This is a genomic window from Acinetobacter baumannii (assembly GCF_009759685.1).
GTDB classification, from domain to species: Bacteria; Pseudomonadota; Gammaproteobacteria; order Pseudomonadales; family Moraxellaceae; genus Acinetobacter; species Acinetobacter baumannii.
Genome location: NZ_CP046654.1, coordinates 2,413,092 through 2,425,262 on the forward strand (window position 1 = coordinate 2,413,092; position 12,171 = coordinate 2,425,262).

At 40.0% G+C, this 12,171-nt stretch carries 13 protein-coding genes; 6 read left to right on the top strand and 7 right to left on the bottom strand.

Features of this window, described 5'->3' with window-relative positions:
• The first annotated feature begins 6 nt into the window (after positions 1 to 6).
• Positions 7 to 576 (top strand): HupE/UreJ family protein, encoded by a 570-nt coding sequence (locus GO593_RS11445; RefSeq protein WP_001009272.1) that lies wholly within the window; start codon positions 7 to 9, stop codon positions 574 to 576.
• Between the two features lie 40 nt (positions 577 to 616).
• Here the strand turns inward: GO593_RS11445 and rsmD are convergent, their stop codons facing one another.
• On the bottom strand, positions 617 to 1,168 hold the full coding sequence (gene rsmD / locus GO593_RS11450) for a 16S rRNA (guanine(966)-N(2))-methyltransferase RsmD (protein WP_000795841.1): 552 nt from the start codon (positions 1,166 to 1,168) through the stop codon (positions 617 to 619).
• On the bottom strand, positions 1,168 to 3,186 hold the full coding sequence (gene mrdA / locus GO593_RS11455; RefSeq protein WP_000809155.1) for a penicillin-binding protein 2: 2,019 nt from the start codon (positions 3,184 to 3,186) through the stop codon (positions 1,168 to 1,170). Before mrdA ends, rsmD begins: the two co-directional genes overlap by 1 nt.
• Before the next feature lie 236 nt (positions 3,187 to 3,422).
• On the opposite strand from mrdA, the gene GO593_RS11460 reads away from it, so the two are divergent.
• From GO593_RS11460 to GO593_RS11475, 4 genes are all read left to right on the top strand, one after another.
• The gene (locus tag GO593_RS11460) at positions 3,423 to 3,941 is read left to right on the top strand and encodes a hypothetical protein (protein WP_001227323.1); all 519 of its coding nucleotides are present in this window, start codon (positions 3,423 to 3,425) and stop codon (positions 3,939 to 3,941) included.
• A gap of 61 nt (positions 3,942 to 4,002) precedes the next feature.
• A complete protein-coding gene (locus tag GO593_RS11465) occupies positions 4,003 to 5,316 on the top strand; it encodes a membrane protein (protein ID WP_000895449.1) in 1,314 nt (437 codons plus the stop codon).
• Between the two features lie 86 nt (positions 5,317 to 5,402).
• Positions 5,403 to 6,056, top strand: coding sequence for an adenylate kinase (gene adk / locus GO593_RS11470; protein ID WP_001220244.1), 654 nt, complete (start codon positions 5,403 to 5,405; stop codon positions 6,054 to 6,056).
• A 71-nt stretch (positions 6,057 to 6,127) separates the two neighbouring features.
• The gene (locus GO593_RS11475; RefSeq protein WP_000691574.1) at positions 6,128 to 6,265 is read left to right on the top strand and encodes a hypothetical protein; all 138 of its coding nucleotides are present in this window, start codon (positions 6,128 to 6,130) and stop codon (positions 6,263 to 6,265) included.
• A 29-nt stretch (positions 6,266 to 6,294) separates the two neighbouring features.
• On the opposite strand, the gene nth is transcribed toward GO593_RS11475, so the two are convergent.
• Together nth and GO593_RS11485 are read right to left on the bottom strand one after the other, a co-directional pair.
• A complete protein-coding gene (nth, locus tag GO593_RS11480; protein ID WP_000279334.1) occupies positions 6,295 to 6,987 on the bottom strand; it encodes an endonuclease III in 693 nt (230 codons plus the stop codon).
• Positions 6,988 to 7,779, bottom strand: a complete 792-nt coding sequence (locus tag GO593_RS11485) for an RnfABCDGE type electron transport complex subunit B (RefSeq protein WP_001069886.1) — start codon at positions 7,777 to 7,779, stop codon at positions 6,988 to 6,990.
• 271 nt (positions 7,780 to 8,050) lie between these two features.
• On the opposite strand from GO593_RS11485, the gene gdhA reads away from it, so the two are divergent.
• On the top strand, positions 8,051 to 9,454 hold the full coding sequence (gene gdhA / locus GO593_RS11490; RefSeq protein WP_002098122.1) for an NADP-specific glutamate dehydrogenase: 1,404 nt from the start codon (positions 8,051 to 8,053) through the stop codon (positions 9,452 to 9,454).
• Between the two features lie 55 nt (positions 9,455 to 9,509).
• Here the strand turns inward: gdhA and GO593_RS11495 are convergent, their stop codons facing one another.
• The 3 genes from GO593_RS11495 to rlmH all read right to left on the bottom strand — a co-directional run bounded on the left by GO593_RS11495 (position 9,510) and on the right by rlmH (position 12,159).
• A complete protein-coding gene (locus tag GO593_RS11495; protein ID WP_000696023.1) occupies positions 9,510 to 10,619 on the bottom strand; it encodes an META and DUF4377 domain-containing protein in 1,110 nt (369 codons plus the stop codon).
• Between the two features lie 171 nt (positions 10,620 to 10,790).
• On the bottom strand, positions 10,791 to 11,567 hold the full coding sequence (locus tag GO593_RS11500) for a dioxygenase family protein (RefSeq protein ID WP_000423005.1): 777 nt from the start codon (positions 11,565 to 11,567) through the stop codon (positions 10,791 to 10,793).
• A gap of 112 nt (positions 11,568 to 11,679) precedes the next feature.
• Positions 11,680 to 12,159 (bottom strand): 23S rRNA (pseudouridine(1915)-N(3))-methyltransferase RlmH, encoded by a 480-nt coding sequence (gene rlmH, locus GO593_RS11505; RefSeq protein WP_000702193.1) that lies wholly within the window; start codon positions 12,157 to 12,159, stop codon positions 11,680 to 11,682.
• Positions 12,160 to 12,171: the final 12 nt, after the last annotated feature.

Consider the following 12,171-nt stretch of genomic DNA (forward strand, 5'->3'; position numbering starts at 1 on the left):
GTAACTATGAACTTCATTAAAAAATGGAACGTTGGGCTCCTTAGCATGTTGCCCGCATTAGCCATGGCGCATCCGGGACATGATCATGCACATTCAGGGTTTATGGCAGGTTTTATTCACCCTTTTACTGGCCTCGATCATTTGGTGATGGCTTTAGGTTTTGGTGTCCTGTTATGGTCAGCAGCTAAACAGTGGAAAATTGCCGGAGTCATTACTTTAAGTATTACTTTAATTATAGGCTTTTTAGTAGGTGCTGAAGGCTTGGTGCCAGCGAGTATGGCTGAATACGGAATTATTGCATCTTTGATTGTTACGGCGATTGCACTATGGACAAAATCAAATCGGATTTTGCCTATTGCTGCGGCATTACTCGCAAGTTTTCATGGCATGGCTCATGGTGTTGAGTTAGCACATGCAGGGCATATCGTGGCGTTAGTAACCGGTATGGTTACTGGTATGGCACTTATCTATTGTGGTGGGCTTGCACTCGGTGCAGTATTTACACGTTATGTGCCATATGGCAAAAAAATTGTAGGTGCCTGTGCAGCAGTTGTTGCAGTGATTGGTTTGAGTTAATTAAAACTTTGTAGCGAAAAGGTAGCTTTAAGCTACCTTTTTATTCGCTTACTTTTTGGTAAAGCCCTGCATGGACTGTACCAGCTTTGGTTGATTTAATTTGCTGCCATGTTGCAGGAAGGTAAAGCTGAGATAAATCTCGGTCAGCTTCAACGTAAATGTACCCATTATTTTTAATATGTGAGTCTGCCAAGTGAGCAAGCTCTTGCCATAAATTAAGACTATAAGGAGGGTCTAAAAAAACGACATCAAACTGTTCTTTTAGGCGTGGTAGAGCTTGTTGAGCAGTTGCATTAATTAAATGGCAATTCTGTGCTTTGAGCAATTGAATATTATCTTTTAAAAATCGTGCCTGCATCTTATCTGGCTCAATCATATAAACAGATGCAGCACCGCGCGATAATGCTTCGAAGCCTAATGCCCCAGAACCTGTACAGATATCGAGAACATGAGCGTTTTGAATGTCCCACATGAGCCAGTTAAATAAAGTTTCGCGGACACGATCGGGAGTTGGTCTTAATCCTTCAATACTGGCGAATGGTAAAACTCGTCTTTTCCATTCGCCCCCAATAATGCGTAATTGATTTTTCATTATTCATCGACCTCGTTTGTAGCAGGACGAGTTGGTGTTGCCTGTGGAGTAGAGGCTGCTGCGGAAGTCGGAGCAGAGGTCGCTGGAGTAGAGCTGGCACTTTCATTACCACTTGGGAGTTCACCCGGTTTAATCCCAGCAGTCATCAAGCCACCATTAACCTGATGGTTGGCTGGTCGAATCGGATTTTTCTTACGGGTTAATAACCAGTAATCAAACACGGGTTTAGCAAGTTGGGCTGCTGAACCACCATGACGGCCATTTTCCCAAATAACTGCAATAGCGATTTCTGGTTTATCAGCCGGAGCAAAGCCAACAAAAAGACCATGGTCAAGTTGGCGTTCACTAAGCGCAGCTTCGTTATAACGTTTGCCTTGAGCAATACTTTTAACCTGTGCTGTACCTGTTTTTCCGGCAATTTGATAGAGCGGTGTACGGATACCACGACCAGTACCTGATTGAATTACATCAATCATGGCTTCTCGCATTTTTACCCAATCTTCATCTGTACCATTGAAATTAATTTTTCCATCAGGTGCATTACGTACGGTAAAAGGTTTTGCACCATGGGTTGCACGTAAAACATGTGGAACTACATGCGAGCCGTGGTTTGCCGTAATGGCAGTTGCCATGGCAAGTTGTAAAGGGGTTGCGGTAAATGCACCTTGACCAATACTGACTGAAATCGTTTCACCTTTCATCCATTTGGATTTGCGTGTACGCATTTTCCATTCAGGATTTGGATATAAGCCTTCACTTTCACTTGGTAAATCGACACCTGTTTTTTGGCCAAAGCCAAATTGGCGCATCCATTGGTTCATCTGATCGATGCCCATTTGATTAGCCAAAATATAAAAATAGGTATCACAAGACATGATAATGGCTTTGTGCATGTTCACAATGCCATGACCGGTTTTTTTCCAGTCACGGAATTTGTGTGAGTCACCCGGTAAATGGAAATAGCCAGGGTCGGAAATAGCAGTAGCCCAATCAACAATTCCATAATGTAAACCGCCCATCGCTTCCATTGGCTTAATGGTTGAACCAGGAGGGTATACACCTTGTACTGCACGGTTATAAAGAGGCTGATCTATATTGTCACGTAGAGAACTATAATCTTTATGATTAATACCCGTCACAAATAAGTTAGGGTTAAAGCTTGGGCTTGAAACCAACGCAAGAATTTCACCAGTGCGTGGGTCTATCGCAACAATTGCACCACGTCGACCAGCGAGTTGTTGCGACGCGACAACTTGCAAACCATAATCTAATGATAAGTAGAGATCATTACCACGAGTTGGGTCTTTACGGCCTAGGTGACGCAAAATATTACTATGAGCATCTGCTTCTACAGACTCATAACCAGGTGTTCCATGAAGTAAATCTTCATAGCTTTTTTCTACACCAATTTTACCAATCAGGTTTGTTCCAGCATATAAATCTTTATCAATACTTTTTAATTCTTTATCGTTAATACGGCCAACATATCCAATCACGTGAGCAAATAAATCACCATGTGGATAATAGCGCGTCATTTGGGTTTCAATTCTAACCCCGGGGAACTTGTATTTAACTTCACTAAACTTGGCAATATTTGTCTCGGTCAAATTCAGTTTAATGGCCACACGTTCAGTTTTACGTGCTGTTTTAATGCGGCTTTTAAAACGATCTACATCTTCTTGAGTGAGTTCTAAAATAGGCTGTAATTGTTCAATAACGGTATCAACGTTCTCAACATCTGCTTTACTTAATGTTGCGGTAAAAACAGGGTAGTTATCTGCCAGTAAAACCCCATTGCGGTCATAAATATAACCACGAGCAGGTGGAAGGGGTTGTAGGCGAATACGGTTTTTATCCGATGCCGTCGAGAACTCATCATAATGAAAAATTTGTAGATAAGCGTATCGGCTGGCTAGTACCAATAAACAGATAATCACAAGCCCTACGGCAAAAAATATACGACCTCGATAAATGCGCTTTTCTTGCTGGATATCTTTTAAAGGAAAGTGCTGTTTCATACGGATCGACTTAATGACATAGGGTGAGAAAAATAGCTGCTTATTCTAACGCAAGCGCACTTAAAATATCGCATATTTTTCAAAGTTTCAGTGAAGAGGCAAATTGGCTTTTTTGACTTTGTAGACAACAAAATTGTAGAGTCTTGTATATAAGAAGCAAAATAATTCTGTTAAAGTCTCTCATTCAATAGAATAGGGTTGTTCTCACCATACGATTAGGGAAAATGGAGAAAATAATGAGAAAAATTTATCCCTTACTTGCAGTTTTGACAGTAAGCAGTTGGGCACATGCTCAAGATTACTCATTTCTTCCAGAAGCAAAATTAGCAGATCATAAAGCATCTACCTGGAATGTAGGCGCCGGTTTTACACAAAAATTGTTACATCTCAATGGTGAGCGGGTAAATCCTTATGGAATTGCTTACGCAAAAGTTGGTGCATTTTTAAATGGCGATAAAACTGCTGGAGGACAAGTCGGATTCCGCTATCCGTACTACCTTACTGGAACAGATAAAAATGGTTACTATATTGGCTTTTACGCTGGACATCTTGATAGCAAATCGGTTGATGGAGATTATAAATCTCGTTTAGGTGCTGGTGTCGATTTGGCATATGTATTGTTGAATTCAGAAAGAATTAGTACGTTTAGTGTGGGTATCGGCGCAGCGGAAAAATTAACGGACCAGAATGGTGATGTTGCTGCAGATACTAAACCACAAATTCAATTTTCTTATTCTCTAAGTTTTGGTTTATAAAACAAAGCAGTTTATCGTTAACTCGCCATAAGCAGAGCACAAATAAATACGAGAGTCTTACATGTTAGAGTACGTCAGCGGATTGTGGCAGACCTTTTTACACAGACCTGATTTTTGGGCCGTTTTGAGTATCATTCCGGTCACTGCCTTTGTCACATGGGCACATGTGTGGATGGCTTTAAAAATGGTGTTTTACCCAATCAAGTTTTGGGGATTTCATTTAGGTCCTTTACCAGTCGGCTGGCAAGGTATTGTGCCACGTAAAGCTGGACGTATCTCTGGAATTATTACCGATAATACTTTATCCAAGTTAGGTTCTTTGCGTGAGTTTTTAGAGGCAATGGACCCTGAAGACATGGCGCGTATTATTGGTGAGCAAGTCGGATTTGAACTTGAGCATTTGATTGATGAAGTGATGATCGATCGTAATGCAGTGCTTTGGGAAAATTTACCTTATTCGATTAAACGCCGTATTTATGCTCAAGCGCATAAGCAATTACCAGGTGTACTCAGAGAATTAGTGACTGAGCTGACTATGAACGTTGAGTCACTGGTTGATATGCGTGAAATGGTGGTGAGCCAAATGGAAGGTGATCGCCGTTTAATGGTACGTATGTTTTTAAAAGTTGGACAAAAAGAAATCAACTTTATTTGGCATATTAGTGCTTTAATCGGGATGTTCTTTGGTGTTTTCCAAATGGTGGTCTGGTTTGTGGTGCCTTGGCATTGGACAGTACCGTTTTGGGCGTCTATTTGGGGCTTTTTAACTAACTGGATTGCAATCTGGATGGTATTTAACCCGATTGAACCGCATTACATTCGTTATCCGCAAATATTTAGATTAACAAAAGATCGTAAGTTCCCTTGGATTGTACCTGTTTTACGAATTGGTACTTATAATGTTCAAGGGGCTTTCATGAAGCGTCAAGAAGAAGTTTCAGAAGTCTTCTCAAGCGTAGTGACAGAAGATCTGATTACGTTAAAATCAATTATGACAGAAATGATGTATGGTTCACGCAAGGACAAAACGCGTCGTATTGTTAAGCGTCATATTAACGAAATCATGGAAACTCCACTTGTTCGAACATCTTTACAGCTTTCTTTAGGCCCAAGAGAGTATGCAAGGTTAAAGACGGACTTGATTGATCGTTCAATTGAAATTACGATGGGACCGGTATGTGACCCTGCACTAAATGCAAGCCGGGCACAGAAGATTTTTCAAATGTTTAAAGAGCGTATTCGTGAACTAACACCAAAAGAGTTTCAGAATTTGTTACGTCCAGCATTTCAAGAGGACGAGTGGATTCTTATTGTACTAGGTGGGGTAACCGGATTTATTGCTGGTACAATACATTTGTTTGTGGCTTTCTTATAATTCGAAGTCGGGCAGGATCTATTGAAGATCAATGAAACTAAATCTGCCGGACCTCACATTCATTGTTTTAAATGAGGATGTTTTTTATGCGCATTATCTTACTCGGACCACCTGGGGCAGGCAAAGGTACTCAGGCTCAGTTGATCTGTAAGCGCTACAATATCCCACAAATTTCAACCGGTGATATGCTCCGTGCTGCAATTCGTGAAGGTACTGAATTAGGTTTAAAAGCTAAAAGTGTGATGGAATCTGGCGGTTTAGTTTCAGATGAACTCATTATCGGTTTAGTAAAAGAACGTATTGCTCAACCTGACTGCGTGAATGGTTGTATTTTCGACGGCTTCCCACGCACTATTCCTCAAGCAGAAGCTTTGGAAAAAGAAGGGATCAGCATTGATCATGTAATCGAAATTGATGTACCTGATGAAGAAATCGTAAAACGTCTTTCTGGTCGTCGTCAGCATCCAGCTTCTGGTCGTGTTTATCACGTTGTATACAATCCACCTAAAGTGGAAGGTAAAGATGATGAAACTGGTGAAGATCTTGTTCAACGTCCAGATGACCAAGAAGAAACAATCCGTAAGCGTTTAGCGTCTTATCACACTGAAACAGAACAATTGGTTGGTTTCTACCAAGGTCGTGCTGCTTCTGGTGAAAATGCGCCAACTTATGACAAGCTTGATGGCTTGCGTACAATTGAAGATGTACAAAAAGATTTGTTCAACATCTTAGACAAATAATTTAATATTATTTGTAATACCGAGCCCTCTTTGTGAGGGCTCTTTTCTTTCATTAAGTGCAGGAGAATGATTTGAAAATCATTTTGATTTTGGTGGTATTGCTGAGTCTGGCACTATTGTTATTTTTACTGTATCAAAGCTACAAAATGCTGAGAAAAGTACAAAAACAAGCGAAAGAAGAAAGAAAACAGCAAAAGCGTTTAAAGTAACTAAATTGGGTATAAGCTATACCCAACTTTTATTCTGCCTCAATGTTTTTAACCGCAATTTGTTTTTGAGCACCAAACTCAAAGCGGTCCGGCCAGTTGCATACATCAGCAACCACACACTCTGAACATTTTGGTTTACGGGCAATACAGCAGTAACGACCATGTAATATCAGCCAGTGATGTGCATCTAAAATAAATTCTTTAGGAATGACTTTTACTAGGCGATGTTCAACTTCCAGAACATTTTTACCTATTGCTAAGCCCGTTCTGTTTCCAACACGGAAAATATGAGTATCGACAGCCATAGTCGGTTGACCGAATGCAGTATTTAAAACCACATTAGCTGTTTTGCGGCCTACACCTGGCAAAGCTTCCAAATCTTTTCGGTCACTTGGAACTTCACCGTTAAACTGCTCCATTAAAATCTTACAGGTCTTGATAACATTTTCGGCTTTTGCGTTATAAAGACCAATCGTTTTAATGTACTCTTTTAACCCGTCTACGCCTAAGTTATAGATTTTTTCAGCAGTGTTCGCAACAGGATAGAGCTTATCAGTTGCTTTGTTGACACTAACGTCGGTTGCTTGCGCCGATAACATAACGGCAATGAGCAATTCAAATGGTGATGAATAATTTAATTCGGTCTGTGGAGAAGGTCTTTGTTCACGAAGGCGTTCAAAGAAAATTTGAATCTGCTTTTTCGTCATATTTTTGACGGCCATTCAGACCTCCTGTAATTGAATGAGTTGCTGTTGTAGTTCATCAAGTTGAAGACGCTTTTTGGCATCTTCTCGAACACTGAGCTGCTTTTCCAACTTTTTAATTTGTGTACGAATTTTCGCTAATTCAATTGTGGTTTTTGCATCACTTACAATCGCTTCTTTTGGCTTCTCGATGAGCTGAATTGAAGGTAAATCATCAAGTGCTTGAGAGAACTGTGCAAACAGCTGGGTATCGATTTCAGCACGTACAACAGGGCCTTTGCGGTGAATACGGCGTTTTTCTTCACGTTGAATATGCGCGTAATAACGTTGTCGTAAATCATTTTGCTCCGCAATGCGTTGCTGTTCGCTTGGCAATGCTTGAGTGTCTTCGACTAGATCAATACAGTCAACTGGGCAGGGTGGAATACATAACTCACAACCTGTGCATAGATCAGTCAAAATTGTATGCATGAGCTTACCACTACCAATAATGGCATCTACTGGGCAGGCATTAATACATTTTGTACATCCGATGCATTCATCTTCGCGAATAATTGCCTTCATGCGTTGTGGGCGTCCATCCGCCTGTACAGGCCAGACACTCGTTTCAGCAGGTAATAATGGGCGATTTAATAATTGTGCCAGTGCATCGGCCACTGGCTGTCCACCAGGAACACATTTATTTGCTTCTTCACCTTCAGCAATGGACTTTGCGTAAGGTAGACAGCCGTCACGGTGCCCACACAGACCACATTGTGTTTGTGGTAGTAACGCATCAATCTCGCGTATGAGAGAAATAGATGGATTCATAGAGGAAAATAGCTTGCTTAAAACGATGCGATAATGAAGAAAAACCTAAGTAAGGTCAATGGATTTTAACGAATTTATTGGCTTTTTGATTGACCTAAAATGTCGCCAATATTGCACAATAATAGATCAATAAAAGTGAAAAGATAAATGACTATTATTGATTGTTAGACAGTTTTTCTAAAAATAAGTTTATGATAATTAAGATAAATAAAATAATTTAAAATAACTATTGTTAAAATTGATGGAAAGGGATTTAATATTTTGCTGCTAAATGATGCATTTTAAAATGTATTGCACCAATTTAATTCATTACTATGCTGAGGACCGTGCATTGAAATATAACAACCTGAATGAATTCCTGAATTACGTGCAAGCGCGTGATCCGCATCAACCTGAGTTTTTACAAGCTGTCGAAGAGGTCATGACAAGCTTATGGCCATTTATTGAAAAAAATCCAGAATATGCCGAGCAGGGATTGCTAGAACGTTTGGTGGAACCAGAACGTGTGATCCAATTTCGCGTTTCATGGATGGACGATCAAGGGCAAACTCAAGTTAACCGTGCTTTCCGTGTTCAATACAATTCAGCAATTGGTCCATTCAAGGGGGGGATGCGTTTCCATCCGTCGGTCAACCTATCTATTTTAAAATTTTTAGGGTTTGAGCAAACTTTTAAAAACTCACTTACAACTTTGCCAATGGGTGGAGGAAAAGGTGGTTCAGATTTTAACCCTAAAGGTAAATCTGATGCTGAAATTATGCGATTCTGTCAGGCACTTATGATTGAGCTTTACCGTCATTTAGGTCCAAATACCGATATCCCTGCTGGAGATATTGGTGTGGGTGCACGTGAAGTAGGTTATATGGCTGGCATGATGAAAAAGCTCAGTAATGACACGGCATGTGTGTTTACAGGTAAAGGAATTTCATTTGGCGGTAGCTTAATGCGTCCAGAAGCAACAGGCTACGGTACGGTTTATTTTGCAGAAGAAATGCTAAAAACACGTGGGCAGTCTTTTGCTGGTAAAACCGTTTCGATATCTGGTTCTGGAAACGTTGCGCAGTATGCTGCTGAAAAAGCAATGTTCTTAGGTGCAAAAGTGGTTACGCTATCGGACTCAAATGGTACCGTTTATTTAAAAAATGGTTTTACAGATGAGTTGCTTGCTGAAGTTATGGAACTCAAAAATATCCAGCGTGGCCGTATTTCAGAATTTGCTTCTAAGCATGGCTTTGAATATTTTGAAGGGAAGACACCTTGGCATATTCCTGTAGATATTGCCTTACCATGTGCAACACAAAATGAATTAACTGGCGGAGATGCCAAAACGCTCATCGCTAATGGGGTAATTTGTGTGGCTGAAGGCGCTAATATGCCATCTACACTTGAAGCTGTTGAGCATTTTATTGAAGCTAAGATTTTGTATGCGCCTGGTAAAGCTTCTAATGCAGGTGGGGTGGCAACGTCTGGTTTAGAAATGTCTCAGAATGCGATTCGTTTAGGCTGGACACATGCTGAAGTCGATGAACGCTTACATGCAATTATGAAAGATATTCATGCCAATTGTGTTAGATACGGTACTAAAGAAGATGGTACTGTGAATTATGTAGATGGTGCCAATATTGCTGGTTTTGTAAAAGTTGCTGATGCGATGCTTGCACAAGGTATCTATTAAAATATAGAAATAAAAAAATCCGATGCAAAAGCATCGGATTTTTTTAGTCTAAAACTTATTTTTTAGGCTTTTTAACGAGTTCTTGTTCTACAACCATATCTAACACATCTGCTTGGCTAGATTGATCTGCTGCTGGATTTTTCACTTCAAAACGTTTTACACGTAAGATTACGCGTTGGTTTGGATTGTGTTCAAAACCTTCGATTTGACCATAATATAATGACCAGTTTTTGTCAGCGTAAGTTTTTACGCCTTTGTCATCATATTTAACTTCACGAACTTGCAAGCAAGTTTGTGGTGCAACACCCGTACAAGATTTAGTTTCTGGCGCTACTTCAAGGAAAACAGTTTTACCTTCAGATTGATATTTTGCTTCAGGTGTCATTTTACCTGTGAACGTATATTTCTGACCTTGAGCATCAGCTACTGTCAATGTTGGTTGATCAACATTTGTTGTATTGAGTTCAAATGGAATCGCACGTTTTTGGAAGAGGCTGCTAGAGAATTGTTCCTGTTTCATTAAAGCAGGTTCACAAGCCATCATAGTTGACATGACATCAGTCGTTACAATCGTATTGTTTTCAACTTTCCAAGTGGTGCCTTGGCGGTTACAACCTGTATCAATCGATAAACGGTCGTTTGTAAAGTTAAGAACAATCGGCTTTTTAGTATTTTCAGGTTGGTATGACCATGAATAATCAGTTAAAGCTTGAGTATTAGTTGCTTTTTCGCCTTGGAAAATATGCTTTTGACCTGCTTTATCTGTCACGCTTAAGATTACCTGACCATTGTTATTACTAATTTCGATTGGCAATTTCGCTTCACTAAAGATGCTATTAGACAATTGTTCTTGTTTCATTAAATCGTCTTGGCAAGCCATCATTGTTGATGCAAGTGGAGAAGTTACAAGTTGGTTGCCTTCAACTTTCCAAGTACCGCCTTGGCCATTACAGCCAGTGTTAATTGCTAATTTACCGTCTGCATTAAAGTTAAGAATAAGTGGCTTAGATGCTTTTACATTTTGATAAGTCCAAGCATATTCACTTAAAGTAGTAGCCAAATTTTGTTGTTGCTCAGATACAATTGGAGCTTGAGTGTTTGAAACTGTTTGACACGCCATCAAAGAAAAAGGTAATAACGCAAGAATTAAATATTTAATTTTCATTTAAAAAAACTTCAAGTAAAAAAACAACAGCACTAAGCTTAAAACATTCTTAAAAAAAGAAAATGTAAACATTTGATTGTTTCGGTTTTTAAAATGTATAAGTTTGTAAATTATTCTAATTTTCAACAAAAATAGTGGTATACCCCGCGAAACGGGGGTATTTTCCAAAAATTAATCAAAACGATATATATCCATACCTAGTGAGCCCATTGTGAAGCTACTATGAACAATCGTAAAACGATGTCCCGTACCCATAGCGAAAAACAAAGGTGCAAAATGCTCAAGTGAAGGATGATTACGTTTCACAAACGGCAGGGTTTGCCACTCCAGTACACCATCATAGTCTTGATGACTCAGCTTACTGACCACTGTATTTCTAAAAGTTGAAGCCCATTCAGGTACTTTCGAATTGTCACCTTGCCAAGACAGTTCAGCAAGATTATGGGTAATACTTCCAGAACCGATCAGTAAAATTTGTTTTTCACGTAAAAGTGCCAGCGTTTGGCCAATCCGATAAATTTCCTGTGCAGTTAAGCCCATAGGTAAAGAAATTTCAACGACAGGAATGTCTGCATCTGGATACATATGTAAAAGAGGCATCCATACGCCGTGGTCACGAGGACGAGTGCTATTGGCATGTGCGACAAAATGAGCATCTGCTAACAACTTCAAAATTTCTTCTGCAAGCTCGGGTTGACCGGGGGCAGTATAGCGAATTTCATACAACTCTGGCGGGAAACCACGGAAGTCATGCCATGTTTCCGGACGAGTCGAACTACTTACTTCGAGTGCCTTACTTTCCCAGTGAGCAGACATCACTATGATTGCCTTTGGAGTAGGCAGATTTACACTAAGACGATGTAAGGCAGGACCCACTTGTTCTGGATCAAGTGCAAGCATGGGCGAACCATGTGAAATAAACAGTCCGGGAAGGGTTTGTAGTTCCATTTCATTACACCTGAGTTGAAAAGCAGAATAATAGTCATTATGCCAAAATCAGGACATGTTAAAAGTATCCTGATTTCAACGGATTGTTCTTAAAATGAAACGTTTGTTCTTTTTATGCACGGTGGTAAGGATGGTTATGATTAATACTCATCGCTCGGTAAAGTTGCTCGATTAATAAAATACGTACTAAAGGGTGCGGCATGGTAAGTTTTGAAAGTGACCAGTGCCAAGCAGCGGCTTTACGTACCTGATCTGACAAGCCATCTGGGCCACCAATAGCGAGTGCCACATCATTACCTTCAAGCATCCATTGTTTCATGGTGTCTGCTAGTTTTTCTGTGCTGAGCTCGCGTCCGCCAACTTCTAAAGCAATAAGGGTCTCATTAGGTTTTAAGGCATTTAAAATACTTTCACCCTCGATTTGGCAGTATTTTAAAATATCTGCTTCTGAATCATTTTTACCGCGTTTTGCCATTGGGAGTTCAATAACCTGAGTTTGAACAAAAGGCTGGATGCGTTTGAAATAATCTTCAAAACCAGTAAGTACCCAAGCAGGCATTTTTTGACCAATGGTCAGAATACGAATTTTCATGTTGTCTATTCA